We start from the raw sequence: 19,201 nt of genomic DNA, 5'->3' as shown, positions 1-19,201 counted from the left end.
GAGGAACATGGACACCTTGGAGGAGACCCTGCGCGAGCGGGGCGAACGCTTCCACGCACTGCACGGGGGGCCGGGCGCCTTCGTCCTGGCCAACGCCTGGGACGCCGGTTCGGCCCGCCTGCTGGCCGAGGCGGGCTTCGTCGCGCTGGGCACCACCAGCGCCGGGTTGGCGCACTCCCTGGGCCGCGCCGACGGGGCGGGGCTGGTGGACCGGGGCGAGACCCTGGGCAACGCCAAGGCGATCGCCGTCGCCACCGACCTTCCGGTCTCGGTGGACCTGGAGAGCGGTTTCGGCGAGGAACCGGCGGAGGTGGCGCGCACGATCACCCTGACCGGGGCGACGGGGGCGGTCGGCGGGTCGGTGGAGGACGCCACCGGTGACCCGGCAGCGCCGATCCGACCCCTCGCGGAGGCGGTGGAGCGGGTCGAGGCCGCCGTCGAGGCGGCACGACGTCTGCCGTTCCGGTTCACGCTGACGGCGCGGGCGGAGAACTTCCTGTACGGGCGGCCGGATCTGGAGGACACCATCGCCCGGCTTCGGGAGTTCGAGCGAGCCGGAGCGGACGTGCTGTACGCTCCCGGCCTGCCGGACACGGAGGCGATCCGGCGCGTGTGCGCCTCGGTGGAGGCCCCGGTGAACGTCCTGGCGGCCGGTGCCGCGGCCCGGTCGACGGTGGCGGAACTGGGTGCCCTGGGGGCCCGCAGGGTGAGCCTGGGGTCGGGGCTGTCGAAGATCGCGCTGACCCACGCGTTGCGTTCGGCCCGGGAGATCGCCGAGCACGGGCGTCTGGACGGGCTGACGGAGTCCCTGTCCGGATCGGAGCTCGACCGGCTGATGGGACACGGAGCCTAGGGACACGGGACGGGCCCGGCGAGACGCGCCGGGCCCGCTCGGTCATGGCTTGAAGGCGACCCCGGCCAGTTCCCAACGCTTGACGGAGGGGGCCTCGGGGCGGAAGACCGGCGGCCGGTCCTCATGACGCCAGGTCGAGCAGTCCACGGTCCGGGGGCCCTCGTCACGGTCGTCGAGCCAGGGGCTGACCAACTCCAGGCCCTCGAAGGCCCGGGAGGCCTCCTCGGGGCTGCGGACGCGGCCCCAGGGGGTGCCGAAGCCCAGGATCTTCTCGGTCATCCAGGCGGCGGCCTCGTGATCGTCGGAGACGATGTGCGAGTAGATGACGGCGGAGCCGGGGGCCAGCCGCTTCATGAGCGAGCGCACCATGCCGAAGGGGTCGCTGTCGTCGGGCAGGCAGTGCAGCAGGGAGACCAGCATGACGCAGACCGGCCGGTCGAAGTCGAGCAGGTCGATGGCCTCGGGGGAGCTCAGGATGGGGCCGGGGTCGCGGATGTCGGCCAGCAGGAAGGCGGTCGTGCCGTTCTCGCCCAGGAGGGCGCGGCCGTGGGCGAGCACGATGGGGTCGTGGTCGACGTAGAGCACCCGTGCCCCGGGATCGGCCCGCTGGGCCACCTGGTGGGTGTTGTCGGTGGTGGGCAGCCCCGCGCCCAGGTCGAGGAACTGGTCCACCCTGCGCGAGCACACGTACTCGACGGCTCGACCGAGGAAGGCCCGGTTGTCGTTGGCGAAGGAGACGAGTTCGGGGATACCCGCGGCGAGCTCTTCGCAGGCCTTCCGGTCCGACTCGAAGTTGTCCTTCCCACCGAGTAGGTAGTCGTACATCCTCGCGATGCTGGGAGTTTTCATGTCGATGCGAGGGGGGAAGAGATCGGCCATAGGAGAGGTACCAATCAGGGCTCGTGGTGCGGGTCGCCGTCAGGCGAATCGTAACCGTGTTCCGCCCGTCCCGGTGCCGTTTCACGAAAGAAAGTCGATCGGGTTCTCCCGCCTCTCACTTCGACCGGGAAAGGGGCCTGGAAGAAGAGGTGAAACCTGGCAGCTCGTCGGCGACATGCCCTGGGGCTGCGGCCTTGACGCGATCTCCCGAGCCCTCGGGAAGTGCCGGGGGAGGGGGTGGGGCGAGAGTGCCCCAAAAGGCGTGCGGTGAAAGCGGGGACGACGTTCGTGCTCGCGAGGCGAAAACATCCGGGGAAACATCTTCCCCTTCGTGGGAAAGCGGGGAATCGTCTTCGTCCCCGCTCTTACGGTCGGGGGCCTCGGGGGATTTCGTTCCGGCCGCGATCCCCTCGACCAGTTCGATCACCGACCGTTTCTCCAGGCCGGCCCACCGCGTCAATACGAAGGGGTCCCGGTCGGCCTCCTCGCCCAGGGCGCGGACCACCGCCGAGAGATGGTGACAGCGGCCGCTCCACCGGTCGCACGAACACGTGGCGACCAGGCCGCCCCACCCCTCGGGCACCAGGTCCAGACCCAGCAGGGCGAACACCCGCTCCGTCGCCTCGGGCAGCTCCCCGGCCAGCACCCGGGCCCGGAACATCGGCTGGGAGGCCAGCGCCGCGCAGACCCGCGACCACTCCGTATCCGGCCACACGGTCCGGATGAGGCTCACCTCGTGTTCACCGACCCGGGCCAGCGCCTCGCCCGGCCGGACGCGCAGCCGCTCCACCGGTGGCCCACCGGAGGCGCCGAGGGCCTCGGCGACCAGTTCCGACCAGCTCATCCCGCCACCGCCTCGGGCGCCAACCGCACGACCTCGCGCAGGTCCTCCACCGACAGCCCGCTCAGCCACTGTTCGCCGGTGGTCACCGCGCCGTCGGCCAGCGCGCTCTTGCGTTCGATCATCTCGTCCACCCGTTCCTCCACGGTGCCCACACACACCATCTTGCGCACCTGCACGTCCCGGCGTTGGCCGATCCGGAAGGCCCGGTCGGTGGCCTGGTTCTCCACGGCCGGGTTCCACCAGCGGTCCACGTGCACCACGTGGTTGGCCGCCGTCAGGTTCAGTCCGGTCCCGGCCGCCTTGAGCGAGAGCAGGAAGACCGCGGGGCCGGCCATGGTCTGGAAACGCTCGGTCATGCGTTCCCGGTCGGCCCTGGAGGTGCCGCCGTGCAACCACAGCACCGGTACCCCGAGTCGGGAGCGCAGGTAGGGCGTCAGACGTTCGCCCCAACGCGCGTACTGGGTGAAGCACAGGGCCTTATCGCCCTCGGCCACCGCCTCGCCGAGGATCGCCTCCAGTCGCTCCAGCTTGCCGGACCGCCCGGCCAACGCCGAACCGTCGCCCAGGAACTGTGCCGGATGGTTGCAGATCTGCTTGAGGCGGGACATGGTCGCCAGCACCAGCCCCTTGCGCTCCTTCTCGTCGGCCTCGGCCATGCGTTCGCCCATCTCGTCCACCACGGCCTTGTACAGCGAGGCCTGTTCGGGGGTGAGCGTGCACCAGGTGCGCATCTGGTGCTTGTCCGGCAGGTCGGCGATGATCGACCGGTCGGTCTTCAAACGGCGCAGCACGAACGGCCCGGTCAACCGGCGCACCAGGTCGGTGCCCTCCCCTTCGCCGCCCTCGGCCTCGGCGCGGCCGGCCACCGTTCGCTGGAAGTCGGCGGAGGTGCCGAGGAGCCCGGGGTTGGCGAACTCCATCACCGACCACAACTCGCCCAGGTTGTTCTCGACCGGGGTGCCGGTGAGCGCGATCCGGGTCGCGGCGGGCAGGGAACGCACCGCCCGCGCCTGGCGGGTGTCGTGGTTCTTCAACGCCTGCGCCTCGTCGCACACCACCCGGTGCCAGGGCATCCCCGACAGTTCCTCGGCGTCACGCGCCACCACGCCGTAGGTGGTCACCACCAGATCGCAGTGGCCCACGATCCGCGCCAACGCGTTCCCCGAAGGCCGATCGGGCCCGTGTTGGACGTGCACGCGAAGCCCGGGGGCGAACCTCTCGGCCTCGCGCCGCCAGTTGCCGACGAGGGAGACCGGGCACACCAGCAGGGTCGGCCCCGGCGCGGGGCCGTCGGCGCGTTCGTCGGTGAGCAGGGCCAGAAGCTGAACGGTCTTGCCCAACCCCATGTCGTCGGCGAGCACCGCGCCCAGGCCCAGCTCCCCCAGGAACCGGAGCCAGGAGGCGCCGCGGTCCTGGTAGGGGCGCAGACTCCCCTCGAAGCCGGCCGGGGTGCCCATCGGTCGGGGTTCGGCCTTGGCCCCGCCGTCGAGCAGGGCCCCCAGCGGTCCGTCGGCCACCACGTCGGTCACCGGGAGCGGGGCGGTCTCGGCGACGCCGATCGCCGTGCGGAGCGCCTCATCGCGGCGCATCCGCCCTCGCCCGGAACGGCGCATCAGTTCCAGGGCGGAGGCGACACTCTCGGGGTCCACCTCCATCCACCGTCCGCGCACCCGCACCAGGGAACGTTTGAGCCGGGCCAGTTCCGCCAGTTCGGCGAGCTCCTCCCCGGTCAGCGGGGCCTCGTTCTCGGGACCGTTCAACAACGCCTCGAAGGAGACGTCCACCAGGTCCGAGGGGCTCACCCCGCCACGCCCCCGCCGCTTCGGCGGTTCGTCGACGGTCATGCGCAGCCCGAGACCGTCGCGTCCGCTCCACTCGGGCAGCACCACGGAGAAACCCGCGGCGGCCAACCGGGCGGCGTGGGTCCCGACGAAGTCCTGCGCTCCGAGGGTGTCCATGGTGAGCCGGTCCGGGGCCAGGGCGCCGAGCACCCGGCCCAGGGCGGGGTAGTGGCGCGCGGCCCGACGCAGGTCGGCCAGGGCGGTGGAGGCCACGTCCTCGGGTAGCCAGGCGCCGCCCTCGCCCGACCACACCTGTTCCAGGGGCAGTCGCAGACCGGGGTCGGTGGTCGAGCGCACCCAGAACTCCAGGGTCCAGGGGCGGGGGCCGTGACGGGGACCCTCGGGTTCGGGCTCGCGCAGGACGAACAGCAGTCGCGCCCGACCGGCGCCCCGGACCCGGGAGCGCCATTCCCGCAACGGGCCGCGCAGGGCGGCGGCGGTCTCCTCGTCCACGCGGGTACGCGACCCGGTGAGCGCGGCGGCGAGGCGGGCCTCCGGTGAGGGAGGGACGTCCTCGGTCTCGGAAGGTCGGCCTCGTCCGGTGGACAGCCGGCGCGCGACCGCGTCGGTGAGCAGTTCCAACGGCGCCAGAACACAGAGCCGGTCGGCGTCGGCCCGATCCCGCGCCGTCAGGTGGGCGGTGGCGGCGGGGGGAAGCGTCGCGGACAGCGCGGCCAGGTGCTCCTCGGCGGTGTCCGAGGGGGCGGGTCGCCATCGGGCCCGGGGCGGGGCGCCGACCAGGTCGGGGAGGACGCAGCCGGCCCCGACCAGTCGTTCGGCGAAGGCGTGGACGGCGCCCAGGTGGGCGAGCGCGGGGCCGAGGGCGACGGACGACGGGTTCGCGAGCGCGCACAGGAGGAGGTCGGCGTCGGCCGGGGACAGTTCCAGGGCCGGGACACGCCAGGGGCGGGGTTCCGAGGGCGTGGTGTCGGTCGAGTCGGAGCGCGCGGGGGCCTCCGCGCCGCCGGGCAGGAACAGGGTCGGCTCGGTGGCGGCCGGAGAAGAGGGATCGATGCCGAGGCGGTCGACCAGGTCGCGCAGGTCCGGAAGGCCGGCGGTGAAGGGATGGACACCCGGGGGACGGTCGGCGTGGGCCTCGCCCTCGGCCCAGATCGTCAACGTGCCCCCGGACCACACGCCGTGCAGTACCCGCACCGAACTCCCCCCCGCGTCTGTCGTGTCCTCGGAACGCCGTCGGCCCCGCGATACCACGTCAGTATCGCCGGGGCCGAGGACGTTCCGGACCGTTTCAGAGGTTGTCGGGCACCTTGTTCCCGGCCGCTTCGATCCCCGCCTTCAGGTCGGCGCGCCACAGCAGGAGACCGCCGATGATGAAGAAGATCACCAGGGAGAAGATGGCCGTGCGGAAACCGCCGGTCAGGTTGACGACCAGGGTGATCGAGGCCGCGCCCAGCAGCACCGATCCGCGGTCGGCGAGCTGGAAGAGGCTGAAGTACTCCGCTTCGCGGCCGCGCGGGATGAGCAGGGAGTACAGGGCCCGCGCGAGCGACTGGGTCCCGCCCAGGACCATGCCGATGCCCGCGCCCAGCAGGAGGAACAGCACCGGGTCCCCGGGCGGCAGGTAGTAGCCGCAGGTGACCAGCCCGCACCAGACGACCAGGCTGCCGAGCACGGTGTTCTTCGTGCCGAAGCGCCGGCCGATCCAGCCCATGATCAGGGCTCCGGCGAAGGCCACGAACTGGATGAGCAGGATGGTGGCGCTCAGGATCGCCAGCGACAGGCCCAGGTCCTGGCTCGCGAAGCTGCCCGCGAAGTAGATCACAGCCTGGATGCCGTTGTTGAACAGCACGAACGCGATCAGGAACAGCAGCGTGTTCGGGAAGCTCCGCATCTCGCGCAGCGTCCGCCAGTACTGCTTCAGCGAGGCGCCGAGGCGGGGCGCTCCGCTCTCGGCGGCCAGGGCGCCGTACCTGTTACGCAGCAGTCGGATGCCGACGATGGAGAACAGCAGCCACCACACGCCCACCGAGGCGAAGGCGATGCGCACCGCGTGTCCCTCCGACACCCCGAGGCTCTCGGCGGAGGCCAGCAGGCCCATGTGGGCCGCGAGGAGGAGCCCGCCGCCCAGATAGGCCAGAGCCCATCCGGTGACGGAGACGCGGTTGCGTTCGTCGGAGGTGGAGATCTCGGGCAGGAAGGCGTTGAACACCACCAGGGACATGCCGTAGAAGGTGTTGCCCAGGATGAACATCAGCGCCGCTGTGCGGTAGTCGTCGGTGAAGTACAGCGAGCTCACGCACAGCGACCCCGCAGCGGCCAGCCAGAGCAGCCACCGCTTCTTGTGCCGGGTGTGGTCGGCCAGGGCGCCCACGATGGGCAGCATCACCAGGAGGATCAGCCCGGCGACCGTGGTCACCAGGGGGTGGAACGAGTTCGGGTGCAGGCCGAACCATTCGAACCCGAGCGGGTGGATCGTCAGCCCCGGTGTCGAGCAGTCGCCGCCGGCCCCCGCCTCGGAGCAGGCCAGCCCGGACAGGTAAGGGCCGATGAGCACCGTCACCACCGAGGTGATGAACACCTGGTTGGCCCAGTCGTAGGTGTACCAGCCGCGCTGTTCGCGTCTGCGCTGTCGGGGATCGGTCGACGGCGAGTTGTCCGCCGCCGGGGGAGAGGGTGGGGTGGGCATGGAGGGGACTATCCGTTCTTCGAGGTCTCGGGGAGCTCCCGGTTCCATCGGCCGCGTCGGACGAGCAGGTCGCGCAGGCCCACGGTGTTGTCCGTGATGATGCCGTCCACCCCGGCGTCGAGCAGACGCTCCATCACCGCGGGTTCGTTGACGGTCCACACGTGCACCTGGATACCGAGCCGGTGCGCGGTGCGGATCATGTCCCGGCTCAGGACGGGGAAGCCTCCCTGGGAGAGCGGGATCTGCGCGCAGACGGGGGTCCGGCCGGCGATCGGGCGCAGGACCGGGGACAGGGAGGAGAGCCGGAGCCGGGCCACCTCGATCGGGCCGCAGGAGGTGGCCACGCGCGGACCATAGAGTCGGCGGGCCCGGTTCAGCCGGTTCTGGTCGAAGGAGCCCACGCACACCCGGTCCCAGGCGTCGGTGCGTCGCAGGACCCTCAACAGGGGCAGGACGGCCCGGTCCGTCTTCAGGTCGATGTTGAAACGGACCTCGGGCCAGCTTCCGAGGAGATCCTCCAGGAGGGGGATCGGCTCCTTGCCCGCGACCCGGGCACGGGAGACCTCGGAGTAGGGGAGCGAGGCGATGGCGCCGGTGCGGTCGGTGGTGCGGTCCAGGGTCTTGTCGTGGAAGGCCGTCAGCACACCGTCGGCCGTGGCGTGCACGTCCGTCTCCAGATAGGTGTAGCCGAGGTCGACGGCGTGCTGGAAGGCGACGGCCGTGTTCTCCAGATCGGTGCTGCGCACGCCTTGGTCGTCGATGAGCCACCCGCCCCGGTGCGCGAGGGCCACGGGCGCGGGGGAGGAAAGGTACGCGTGTGTCACGTCAGCCAGTATGACGGCTGCGCGGCCCGGGGGCTTCGTGGTGGACGGGCGGGTCGACGGCCGGAGAAACCTGGAATGCCGGGTGTCACGGGAAGGCGCGAGCGCCCTCTTTGTAGATGGAGGGAGAACCGTTTATCGAAAGGAAGTGGTCCGTTCATGTCACACGCCTACGAACCCCGTCGCTGCCGTCGCGCCGCCTGTGATCGCGTGGCCCCGGCCCGTACCCCTCGACGTCCGGTGCGCACCCCGGCCCGGACCCCGATGCGAAGGATGTCGGTGGGGCGGTGCGGGGCTCCGCTGTTGGCCGGCCATCGGACCCCGGCGGAGGTGCATCGTCTCGCCCAGCACATGGCGGAGGTCCTGGTGGGCCGTAGGGCCCCCGAGGTGCTGCGCGGCCACGTGACCGTGCCGGTGCGCGAGGAGCTGCGTCGGCTGCGCGGCAGCATGGTCTGCGCGATGGCGCCTCGTCTGACCCGGGTCTTCCACCAGCCCTTGGGCGAAGGGGGCATGGAGGCCAGCGCGGTGATCGACTGCGGGGGTCGTGCCCGGGTGTTCGCCTTCCGGTTGCGGAGGGAGGAGGGCGGCTGGGTCTGTACCCGTCTGGAGACCGACCGAGGTCGTCGCTGAGCGGAGCCCGTCGGTCGGTGCAGTGCGGGTCCATAGGTCATCGAAGCGCTGATGAAAAAGGTGGAATAGTCATGGATTTTCCGTATTGAGCGTCGATAAGGTCCCGAAAGGACGCCCCTCGACCGGCACCCATCCGGGAGACGGGACCCCCGTGACCTAGGGAAGGAGACGGCGGGCGGCCCCCACTCCGCCCGCCACCATGTATGAAACCCGCTGACATCGCTCACCTGCACGGCATCGGCGCACCGTCCCTGTCACCCGACGGCTCCCGTGCCGTCTTCTCCGTCGTCCGACCGGACCTGGAGGAGGACGCCTACCTCGGCTCCCTGTGGACCGTGGCCACCGACGGCTCCGAGGAACCCCGAAGGCTCACCCGGGGCGACCGCGACCGTGCCCCGCTCCACTCCCCGGACGGGCGCTGGATCGCCTTCCTGCGCCCCGACGAGAACGAGCGGCCTCAGCTCCACGTCCTGCCCACCGAGGGCGGCGATCCGTGGCGGATCACCGATCACCCCCTCGGAGTGAGCGGACACGCCTGGAGCCCCGACTCCACCCGGCTCGCCTACAACGCCCGGATCCCCGAGGACGGCCGTTACGTGGACGTCGTCCCGGGCAAGGAGCCGCCGCGCCGGATCAGCACCCTCAAGTACCAGTTCGACGGCCTGGGGTATTACACCGACCGGTGGCAGCACATCTTCGTCGGTGCCCCCATCGACCCCTCGGGTGAGGCGGGGGAACCGACACGGGTCACCACGGCCGAGGCCGACCACGGGAACCCGATCTGGACCCCCGACGGTACGACCCTGGTCTTCGGCGCCTCCCTCCACGAGGACCGCGACCTCGACCTGTACCAGGACGTGTGGGCCTGTGCCCCCGAGGCCGGGGCCGAGCTTCGCAGGGTCACCCGGGGCGACCTCAACGCCCGGTCGATCGGCTTCTCCGAGGACGGCGCCACCGTCTACTTCGTCGGTGACGAGATCGGTTCGACCGGACGGGACTTCGTCGGCCGGCAGAGCGGTCTGTGGTCGGTGCCGCTCGACGGTTCCGAGGCGCCCGCGCGTCTGACCGGTACCGAGGACCCGAGGATGACCGGGGAGAGGGCCCAGGGCATCGACCGGGGCGCCCTGGTCCTGGGCGAGAACCGCGGCGCGGTCGAGCTGTACCTGGTCTCCTCCGATGGGGAGCGCACCACTCTGCTGGGCGGAAAACGGCAGGTGCAGTCGTTCGACCACGCCGGAGGCGTCACCGTCGCGGTGGCCGCGGGCGAGCGCGACAGCGGTGAGCTGTACCTCGTCTCCGAGGACGGACCCCGGGCCCTGACCTCCTTCTTCGAGGGCGTCGACCCGTTGCCGGTCGCCGAGGTCACGGCCCAGGCGCCGGACGGATATCCGGTCCACGGTTGGCTGACGGTGCCCGAGGGGGAGGGGCCGCACCCGGTGCTGCTGATGATCCACGGCGGCCCCTTCGCCCAGTACGGGCACTGGCTCTTCGACGAGACCCAGGTGTACGCGGCCGCGGGCTACGCGGTGGCCTTCTGCAACCCGCGCGGTTCCTCCGGCTACGGACAGGAACACGGACGGGCGATCATCGGTTCGGTGGGGGCCTCCTCCTCCACCGACCTGCTGGCCTTCCTGGACGAGGTGCTCCAGGACGAGCGTCTGGACTCCTCCAGGGTCGGCGTGCTGGGCGGTTCGCACGGCGGGTTCATGACGACCTGGCTGGCGGGGAACCACGGCGAGCGTTTCCGGGCGGCGATCAGCGAGCGGGCGGTCAACGCCATCGACAGCTTCCGCGGCTCCTCCGACATCGGGGCGCACTTCGTCGAACCGCTGTACGGGCCGAGGGAGAACTGGGTCGAGCAGAGTCCGATCACCTACGCGGACCGGATCGACGTGCCGTTCCTGATCATCCACTCCGAGCAGGACTGGCGTTGCCCGCTGGAACAGGCGCAGCGTCTGTTCGTGGAGCTCAAGAAGCGCGGGCACGAGACCGAGATGCTGGTGTTCCCGGGCGAGGGCCACGAGTTGTCGCGTTCGGGGCTGCCGAGCCACCGGGTGGCCCGTTTCGAGGCGATCCTCGATTGGTGGGACCGTCACCTGTGATCCGGTTCCGACCGGTGACCGTAGTGGGGTCGGACACGCTCGTGTCCGGCTCCGCCGGCGTTCGGGGGACCCCCTTCCCGAGATTATTGTGATACGTGTCACGGTCAACTCGGGGCTTGGTCCGGTTTTGACCCGCTCTCCTCGGGAAGAATGCGCCCTCATTCGCGCACTCGTGGGCCTTCCCGGGGAAGAAGACTCCCTTCGCAGGTCATCGTGGTCGACCAAGGGAAGGTCACGAAAGGGTCGCGTCGAGTGCGCCGGATGAATTAGTGTTCCCCCAGGTCGGTACGCCCCGGTTCGTCACCACCAGGTGACAGCGTTCCGTCCGCCCGTCGCACTCTGCTCGTCTCGTGCTACAGCCGTCCTTTCCCAGGAGCAGAGGCCGTCGCGACACCCGGCGACCCCTCGCGGAACCTTCACCCCCGCCCGCCGGATCCCCTCTCGCGCATCCCGACGCCGTCCATCGGCGTGTCCTCGGGGTGCCCTGTGACGGTAAACGGGCATGGGAGAAAGGCGGTCGGTGCTTTGACCCGCAACCCCGAATCCACCCGTCGCCTCACGACGGTCGGCTTCGTCGCCCTGGGCGCCGTGGTGCTCTCCTCCGGTGTGGCGTTGGCCGACCCCTCCGAGTCCGAGGCCCGGCAGCGCTACGAGGAGCTCCAGCAGGAGCTGTCCGAACTGAACGAGGCCTACAACACGGCCAAGGAGGACCACGCCGCGGCCGAGGCCCGCAGGGACGACCTCAAGGAGCAGTGGGAGGAGGCCCGGGACGAGCTCGACGAGCGCTCGGGCCGGATCTCCACCATCGTGCAGAGCGCCTACACCGGCACCTCCGGCGACAGTTTCGAGATCTTCTTCGGCGGCGACGCGGACAACGCGTTGCAGAACATCGCCGACCTGGACCACATCTCCCAGGGACAGCAGGACATGCTCGCCGACTACATCGTCGACGCCGAGCACGCCGAGAACCTGTACAACGAGGCCCAGGAGGCCGAGGAGAGCGCGGCGGAGGCCCTGAGCGAGGCCGAGGACGCCCAGGCCCAGGGCGAGAGCGCGCTGGACGAGCAGGCCGAGGTCCTGGAGAGCCTGGGCGGGGTCGACCCGACCGTGGACGAGGGCGCCGCGGCCGACAGCGCGACGGGCGGCTCCGCCGACGGTGGCTCGGCCGCCGTGTCCGGCGACGTCCAGGCCGTCCTCGACTTCGCCCGCGCCCAGATCGGCAAGCCCTACGTCTGGGGCGGTACCGGCCCGGACGGCTACGACTGCTCCGGTCTGACCCAGGCCGCCTGGGCCCAGGCGGGCGTGAGCCTGCCCCGGACCACCTATGACCAGGTCAACGTGGGTACCCCGGTCTCCCGCGACCAGGTCCAGCCGGGTGACCTGCTGTTCTTCTACAGTGCCTCGGCGCCGAGCCACGTGGGCATCTACTCCGGCAACGGCAAGATGATCCACGGCTCCAACCCCTCCAAGCCCCTGGAGGAGGTCTCCCTGGCCGCCTACTGGGACGGCGTCTTCACCGGTGCCGTCCGCGTGGGCTGACCCCTCCCGTCCGGTCCGCCCCGATCCGTTCGGGGCGGACCGACGTGTCTCCGGCGGAGGCCGACGCGTATCCTTCCCCGCATGGGTCGTCTTCTTCTCAAGGTCGTCGCGGGTATCGCCGCCGTTATCGCGGTGTTCTGGATCCTGTCGATGCTGGTGGGCCTGTTGGTGTGGTTGGTGATGATCGCTCTGGTGATCGGCGTGGTCTTCCTGGGCATCAGGATGCTGCGGACCGAGGCCCGTCGTTGAGGCCCCGTCGGAAGATTCGGTGGGAATCCGACACTTCGCGAGGGTCGGCACTCACGCTCTGTAGGGGAACACGGATATAGTGACTCTGTGTCACTGAATAAGCACGTAGGGTCCCATGTAGACGGTGTGTCACACCGTGGTCGGGTGGAACGGGTCGAGGCCCGGGTCTTCCGCAACGACTGGAGCGCGCTGACGCCCCCCGTGACCGGCCACTGGACGCCGGAGCTCGGGGTCAGTGTCGTCATCCCCGCCCGAGGTGGTCAGGACGGTCTCGACCTTGCCCTGGCCTCCCTGTCCGTCCAGACCTATCCCGACCACCTCCTGGAGGTCGTGGTCGTCGACGACCACTCCTCACCGCCCCTGCGTCTGCCCGAACATCGTCCACGCCGCTGCCAGATCGTCTCACCGCCCGACGGCGGCTGGGGCGCCGGCTACGCCCGCGCCTACGGAGCCCACGCCAGCACCGGCGACATCCTGCTGTGGATGGACGCCGACATGATCGCCTGCCCCGAGTTCGTCGAGGCCCAGGCCCGCTGGCACCACGCGCACGCCGAATGCGTCACCCTCGGCCGGATCCGCTTCAGTGACACCGAACCGCGGAGCCCCGAGGACCTTCTGGACGCGATCCGCTCCGACGATCTCACCCGTGTCCTGACCGGGGACCGACGGCACGAGTGGGTGGAACACCTCATCGAGAGCAGCGACCTGCTGCGCGACGCCGACCACCTGGGCTTCCACGCCCACGTCGGCGCCGCCTCCGCCGTCCGGCGCAGCCTCTACGAGGCCGCGGGCGGCGTCGACCCCGACCTCGACCTGGGGCAGGACACCGAGTTCGGCTACCGGCTCTGGCAGGCCGGAGCGGTCATGGTGCCCGAACGCTCCGCCACCGCCTGGCACGTCGGCGTCGCCTCCACCGCGCGCACCCGGCTGCCCTCCGAGCGCTTCCGCACGGAGATCCTGGCCGAACTCATGCCGCACCCGCACGCCTACCGAGAACGCGTCCCCGACCCGCGCCGCCGCATCCCGCTCGTGCACGCCGTCGTCGACGTCACCGGGGCCTCCTACGACCTGGTGCGGGGGTGCGTGGACCGTCTCCTCCGCGGAACCGAGACGGACCTGGCGATCACCCTGGTCGCCGACTGGGAGGGGGTCCGGACCCAGCCCATCGACCTGGACCTGCGCCTGATCCAGGCCAACTACCTGAGAGAACCCAGGATCTCCTTCGCCTCGACCGCGCCGAGGACCGGCTTCCCCTCGCCCTTCCTCCTCCAGGTGCCCGTGGCCTGGGGGTTGGGCGAGCTGGCGCTGTCCCGATTGCTGGCCGGCGCCGAGCGCTCCCGATCGGGGCTCACCGAACTCCTGCCCGCGGCGCCGCCCTCCTGGGAGGACACCGGCGTGCGCCTGTGGCGGACCCGCGCCCTGGCCCGCGCCATGCGGGTCCACGGCCCCGGCGAGGAACTGTCCGAGGTGGTCGACGAACTGCACGGCCGCTACCGGATCCACGGGGGCCAGGGCACGCTCACCGACCTGACCCTGCACCGTTCGGTCCCTCCGATCCCCAGGCCGGTGCCCGAGGCGGAACGGGTCCCCGAACCGGTGGAGCCCCGCGAGGTCGTCGAGACCCCGGCGAAGCCCGCACCGGTCGAGGAGGAGCCGGTGGAGGAGCGGAGACCGCGCCGCACGCTTCGCGCGCGGATCCGCTCACTCTGGTACCGGGCCTGCCGCGCGTCGGGGCGGGAGATGCCCGATGACGACGAGGACCTCGGGGCGGGGGCCGGAGGCCCGACCTCGGCCGGGTCGATGGGGGAAGACACCGACCCGGACGGGGACGGACCCCGTCGCCCACCGCACGGCCGTCCGTCACACGAGTGACCGAGAACGCTACGGTCCGCACTCAAGGTACCGGATCCCTATACGACAACGGGCGCGCGGTGGGCCCACGCGCCCGGAAGCCCCGTGTCCCGGCCCGGCCGGGACACGGAACGTGCGAGGTCAGGAACCGATCGCCTCGATGGACCTCAGGAGCTCGGCCCGCAGATCGTCGTTGACCGGGGTGGAATCGGTCTCGGCGGAGGCCTCCTCCTGACCCTCGGGGCTCACCACGTACCGCAGGAACGCCTTGACCCGGTCGGCCTCGCCCTCGTCCGGGTAGTCCCGGCAGACCGTCTCGTAGCTGACCAGGACCAACGGGTAGCTTCCCGCCTCGGTGGTCCCGTAGTCCAGGTCCAGGGCCAGGTCGAACTCGCTGGTGTTGTCCTCGCGGCGCGGGGAGTCGGCCACGACCTTGGCCGCCGCCTCGGGCGAGATCGGCACGAACTCGTCGCCCACGCCGATGTTCGCCGCCGGCAGTCCGTGCAGGTGCGACATCTCCACGTAGCCGATGGCGCCGTCGGCCCGGGAGACCGTGTCGGCGATACCACTGTTGCCCTGGGCGGACTCGCGCGGCGTGATGGGCCACTGGCCGCCCGGCTCGTGCGGCCAGGAATCCGGCGCGGCCTGCGACAGGTAGTTCGTGAAGTTCTCCGTGGTACCGGAGTCGTCGGCCCTCGTCACCTGGGTGATCGCCAGGTCGGGCAGGTCCAGGTCCGGGTTGTCCGCCGCGATGGCCGGGTCGTTCCAGCGGGTGATGTCCTGGTCGAAGATCCGGGCGACCGTGTCCGGCGACAGGTCGAGCGAGTCGACGCCCTCCAGGTTGAACACCACGGCGATGGCCACCACGTAGGTGGGCAGGTTGATGGTGTCGGAACCGCCGCACCGTTCCATGGCGTCGGCGTTCTCCTCCGGGTCCAGGGCCGCGTCGGTCCCGGCGAAGGACACCGCGCCGTCGATGAACTGGTTACGGCCGCCGCCGGAGCCGATCGAGTCGTAGTAGATGCGCGCGTCCTCGCAGGCCGACTGGAAGCCCGCGATCCACGTCGTCATCGCGTTCTCCTGGGCGCTGGAACCCGAACCGTGCAGGCTGCCCGAGAAGCACTCCAGATCGTCGGGGACGGCGGGAGCCGCGCCCTGGACGGCGTCGTCGCTGCCGCAGGCGGTCGTCGCCAGCATCAGCCCGGCCAGCGCGGCCGAAGCGACGCCCCTGGAGGCGTGGGCCCGGCGCCGGGGGTCGTCCTGGGTACGGGTGCGCTTGTTGGACGGGAGCACGCTGCCTCTATCCCCTTCGTCGGTGTCGGTGGTCCTCATTGTCTTCACCGTTCGCAGCCGGTCACCGGCGCGTTGTCGCTGGTAATGGAACACCGCCGAAGAATTTAACCATTGTCCGACCACCTTCCCCAACGCGGGTGTGTGCCGAACCGGACGTATCCGTGGCGCCTTGGGGGACTGTGGATGGACAAAAGGTGAACAAGGGGTTTTCGGGCGGTGAAAGTTGGCGGGATCGGAACGTTTCATGCCGTTCCGACACCCTTGTGACCAGCGTCGATCCCGGGCGCATGACACGCCCGGGGCAGGGGCAGTGAACTCTGTGATGAGCGAGCACAGAACGTCCCCGAACGGTCCGGCGACCCCGACGTCGACCTACCGCGTGCAGTTGAACCAGGGCCTGACCCTGGCCGACGCGACCGCCCTCCTGGAACACCTGGAACGGCTCGGCGTGGGAGCCGTCTACCTCTCGCCGGTGCTCACCGCGACCCCCGGATCCGACCACGGCTACGACGTGGTCGATCCCACACGGGTCTCCTCCGTCCTGGGCGGTCGAAAGGCCCTCGTCGAACTCTCCGAACGAGCCCACGCCCTCGGCCTCTCCGTGGTCGTCGACATCGTCCCCAACCACATGTCGGTGGCCCGACCCGACGCCGACCCCTGGTGGTGGGACGTCTTGGAGCACGGACGCGACTCCGTCCACGCGCGCTGCTTCGACATCGACTTCGACGCGGGCCCGATCCCCATCCCGGTCCTGGCCGACGACGGGGACGGCGGGCGCGCCGCGCTCGAGGGGCTCACCATCGCGGACGGTCACCTCGTCCACTTCGACCTGCGCCTTCCCCTGGCCCCGGGCACCCACTCCCCGGGCGACGACGTCCTCGACGTGCACGAGCGCCAACACTACCGGCTGGTGTCCTGGCGGCGCGGCGACGCCGAACTCACCTACCGCCGCTTCTTCGACGTCGACCACCTCGCCGCCGTCAGGGTCGAGGACCCGGCCGTCTTCGACGCCTCCCACGCCGAGATCCTGAGCTGGGGGCGGGAGGGGGTCGTCGACGGACTGCGCGTGGACCACGTCGACGGACTCAGCGACCCCGGAGGCTACCTGCGCCGCCTCTCCGAACGCTTCGACGGGTGGATCGTCGTGGAGAAGATCCTCGCCCCCGACGAGACCCTCCCCTCCTCCTGGCCGGTCGCCGGCACCACCGGTTACGACGCCCTGCGCGAGATCTGCGGGGTGTTCGTCGACCCCGAGGCCGAGCCCGCGCTCACCGCACTGGCCCGCGAACACGGGGTGGCCACCGACGTCGCCGAGATCGACCTGAGGGCTCGGGGCCACGCCGCCGCCGACCTCCTGCGCGCCGAGGTACGCAGGATCGCCGCGCTCGTCCCGCCCCACGACGACGGGGCGAACGACCCCTGGACCACAGAGGAGGCCGTGGCCGAGCTCCTGTGCTCCTTCGACGTGTACCGCTCCTACCTGCCCGAGGCCGAACCCGCCTGGACCAGGGCCGTGGGGGTCGCCGTCGAACGCCGCCCCGACCTGCAACCCGTCCTCAAGACCATCGACCTCTCCGTCCGCGAGGAACCCCACGGCGAACTCGCCCGCCGGATCCAACAGACCAGCGGCATGGTCGTGGCCATGGGCACCGAGAACACCGCCTTCTACCGGGGCACCCGTTTCATCGCCCTCAACGAGGTCGGCGGGGACCCCGCCTCGTTCGGGAGCACCGTCGCCGAACTCCACACCGCGCAACTGCGCAGGGAGGCCTCCGAACCGCACACCATGACCACCCTGTCCACCCACGACACCAAACGCTCCGAGGACGTGCGCGCCCGCCTGGCCGTCCTGTCCGAGATCCCCGACGACCTCGCCGACGCGGTACGCCGCTGGAGCGCCCGCGAACCCCTGCCCGAACCCGCCCTCGACCTGCTCGGCTGGCAGACCCTCCTGGGCGCCTGGCCCATCGAGGACGAACGCCTGGTCTCCTACCTGATCAAGGCGGCCCGCGAGGCCCGTCTGGGCACCTCCTGGACCGGACCCGACCCCGAGTTCGAGGACCGGATCCGCTCCTGGCCCGCACGACTGCGCGCCGACGCCGAGCTGTACACCGAGGTCGAGGCCATGGCCGACACCCTCAAGGCGCCCGGCTGGAGCAACTCCCTGGGGCAGAAGGCCGTGCAGCTCCTGGGCCCCGGCGTCCCCGACCTCTACCAGGGCACCGAACTGTGGGACCTGTCCCTGGTGGACCCCGACAACCGACGGCCCGTCGACCACGAGGAACGGGCGCGATGGCTCGCCCGGATCGAGGCCGGGCTGCGCCCGCCGGTGGACGAGACCGGCGCCGCCAAACTCCACCTGGTCCGCACCTGCCTGCGCGCCCGCCGCGATCTGGAACCCACCGGCTACCTGCCATTGATCGCCGAGGGCCACGGGGCCGAACACGCCCTCGCCTTCGCCCGCACCGTGCGAGGCGACCGCCACCACGCCCTGGCGGTGGTCGCCACACGACTGCCCCTGACCCTCGCCGACGCCGGAGGCTGGGGGGACACCGTGCTGCCGCTGCCCTCGGGACCGGGCACCTGGACCGACCTGATGACCGGCCGCTCCATCGCCCCCGAACGCATGGACGGTCTCACCACCGCCCACCTGGCCGAGGTCCTCGACCGCTATCCGGTGGCCGTCCTGCTCAGGGACTGAACCCCGGTAGGCTTGCCGCGATCATGGCGAACACCCACACCGGACCCCGACCGCGCATGCCCGCGTCCGTGGCCGCGGTCCTGACCTGCCCCGTCTGCGGACTCCCCTTGGAAACGGGGGAGCGCGGCCCGTCCTGCGCGAACGGCCACGGCTTCGACGTGGCCCGCGAGGGGTACGTCGGGCTGCTCACCGGCCGCACGCCGCCCGGCTCCGGAGACGACAAGGCGATGGTCGCCGACCGGCTGAGCTTCCAGTCCGGCGGTCACTACGACCCCATCGGTCACGCGCTCGCCCGCGCCCTCGACGAGGAGCTCACCGTCGACGAACCCCTGGTCGTCGACGTGGGAGGCGGTACCGGCCACTACCTGACCCTGATCCTCGACGCGTCGCCGCGCATGGTCGGCCTCACCACCGACGTGTCCAAGTTCGCCGCGCGCAAGGCCGCCAAGGCGCACGAGCGCTCCGGTGCGATCACCGCCGACTCCTGGCGTCCCCTGCCCCTGGCCACCGGCTCCGCCGACGCCCTGATCAACGTGTTCGCGCCCCGTAACGCCGCCGAGTTCCACCGGATCCTGGACCCGGCCGGGGTGCTCCTGGTCGTCACCCCCGAGGCCGACCACCTCACCGAGCTGCGCTCCGCGCTGGGCCTGTTGGATGTGGACCCCCGCAAGGACGAACGGCTGGCCGAGGGGCTGCACGGCCACTTCTCCCCGGAGCGCGCCGAGACCCTGCGCTTCACCATGGACCTGTCCCGCCAGGACGCGCTCACCGTCGTCGGGATGGGCCCCAGCGCCCGTCACATCACCTCCGAACGGCTGGCCGGACTGGTCTCGGGGCTCCCCGAACCCGTACGGGTCACCGCCTCCGTCCGCATCGGCCGCTACCGCCCCCTCCCCGGCACCGAGATCGCCACCGTCGCCGATCGGGGACGCGCCCGGCACGACGGGTGAT

14 protein-coding genes are annotated in these 19,201 nt (G+C 71.1%); 8 read left to right on the top strand and 6 right to left on the bottom strand.

Features of this window, described 5'->3' with window-relative positions:
• The first annotated feature begins 7 nt into the window (after positions 1-7).
• A complete protein-coding gene (locus TR33_RS05015; RefSeq protein ID WP_014909840.1) occupies positions 8-853 on the top strand; it encodes an isocitrate lyase/PEP mutase family protein in 846 nt (281 codons plus the stop codon).
• A 42-nt stretch (positions 854-895) separates the two neighbouring features.
• Here the strand turns inward: TR33_RS05015 and TR33_RS05010 are convergent, their stop codons facing one another.
• The 5 genes from TR33_RS05010 to TR33_RS04990 form a co-directional block, all read right to left on the bottom strand.
• A complete protein-coding gene (locus TR33_RS05010; RefSeq protein ID WP_017534745.1) occupies positions 896-1,732 on the bottom strand; it encodes an SAM-dependent methyltransferase in 837 nt (278 codons plus the stop codon).
• A 115-nt stretch (positions 1,733-1,847) separates the two neighbouring features.
• On the bottom strand, positions 1,848-2,576 hold the full coding sequence (locus TR33_RS05005; protein WP_017534746.1) for an SWIM zinc finger family protein: 729 nt from the start codon (positions 2,574-2,576) through the stop codon (positions 1,848-1,850).
• A complete protein-coding gene (locus TR33_RS05000) occupies positions 2,573-5,572 on the bottom strand; it encodes a DEAD/DEAH box helicase (RefSeq protein WP_017534747.1) in 3,000 nt (999 codons plus the stop codon). Before TR33_RS05000 ends, TR33_RS05005 begins: the two co-directional genes overlap by 4 nt.
• A gap of 94 nt (positions 5,573-5,666) precedes the next feature.
• The gene (locus tag TR33_RS04995; RefSeq protein ID WP_042281746.1) at positions 5,667-7,064 is read right to left on the bottom strand and encodes an MFS transporter; all 1,398 of its coding nucleotides are present in this window, start codon (positions 7,062-7,064) and stop codon (positions 5,667-5,669) included.
• Between the two features lie 8 nt (positions 7,065-7,072).
• Positions 7,073-7,888 (bottom strand): glycerophosphodiester phosphodiesterase family protein, encoded by an 816-nt coding sequence (locus TR33_RS04990; protein ID WP_199806103.1) that lies wholly within the window; start codon positions 7,886-7,888, stop codon positions 7,073-7,075.
• Positions 7,889-8,044: 156 nt separating this feature from the next.
• Here TR33_RS04990 and TR33_RS04985 point away from each other — a divergent pair, with 156 nt between their 5' ends.
• From TR33_RS04985 to TR33_RS04965, 5 genes are all read left to right on the top strand, one after another.
• Entirely contained in the window at positions 8,045-8,515 is a 471-nt protein-coding gene (locus tag TR33_RS04985) for an Rv3235 family protein (RefSeq protein WP_017534749.1), read from the top strand.
• 203 nt (positions 8,516-8,718) lie between these two features.
• Entirely contained in the window at positions 8,719-10,617 is a 1,899-nt protein-coding gene (locus tag TR33_RS04980; protein ID WP_017534750.1) for a S9 family peptidase, read from the top strand.
• A gap of 525 nt (positions 10,618-11,142) precedes the next feature.
• Positions 11,143-12,156, top strand: coding sequence for a C40 family peptidase (locus tag TR33_RS04975; RefSeq protein ID WP_014912620.1), 1,014 nt, complete (start codon positions 11,143-11,145; stop codon positions 12,154-12,156).
• An 81-nt stretch (positions 12,157-12,237) separates the two neighbouring features.
• Entirely contained in the window at positions 12,238-12,405 is a 168-nt protein-coding gene (locus TR33_RS26850; RefSeq protein ID WP_014909191.1) for a hypothetical protein, read from the top strand.
• 126 nt (positions 12,406-12,531) lie between these two features.
• Positions 12,532-14,277, top strand: coding sequence for a glycosyltransferase family 2 protein (locus TR33_RS04965; protein ID WP_042281741.1), 1,746 nt, complete (start codon positions 12,532-12,534; stop codon positions 14,275-14,277).
• A gap of 120 nt (positions 14,278-14,397) precedes the next feature.
• On the opposite strand, the gene pstS is transcribed toward TR33_RS04965, so the two are convergent.
• The gene (gene pstS / locus TR33_RS04960) at positions 14,398-15,549 is read right to left on the bottom strand and encodes a phosphate ABC transporter substrate-binding protein PstS (RefSeq protein ID WP_026125032.1); all 1,152 of its coding nucleotides are present in this window, start codon (positions 15,547-15,549) and stop codon (positions 14,398-14,400) included.
• A 322-nt stretch (positions 15,550-15,871) separates the two neighbouring features.
• On the opposite strand from pstS, the gene treY reads away from it, so the two are divergent.
• Together treY and TR33_RS04950 are read left to right on the top strand one after the other, a co-directional pair.
• Positions 15,872-18,250 (top strand): malto-oligosyltrehalose synthase, encoded by a 2,379-nt coding sequence (treY, locus tag TR33_RS04955; protein WP_026125033.1) that lies wholly within the window; start codon positions 15,872-15,874, stop codon positions 18,248-18,250.
• A gap of 23 nt (positions 18,251-18,273) precedes the next feature.
• Positions 18,274-19,200, top strand: coding sequence for a putative RNA methyltransferase (locus TR33_RS04950; protein WP_017534754.1), 927 nt, complete (start codon positions 18,274-18,276; stop codon positions 19,198-19,200).
• Position 19,201 lies beyond the last annotated feature (1 nt).

This window comes from Nocardiopsis alba (genome assembly GCF_000710955.1).
Taxonomy (GTDB): domain Bacteria; phylum Actinomycetota; class Actinomycetes; order Streptosporangiales; family Streptosporangiaceae; genus Nocardiopsis; species Nocardiopsis alba.
This window is presented reverse-complemented; position numbering and strand designations above follow the sequence as displayed.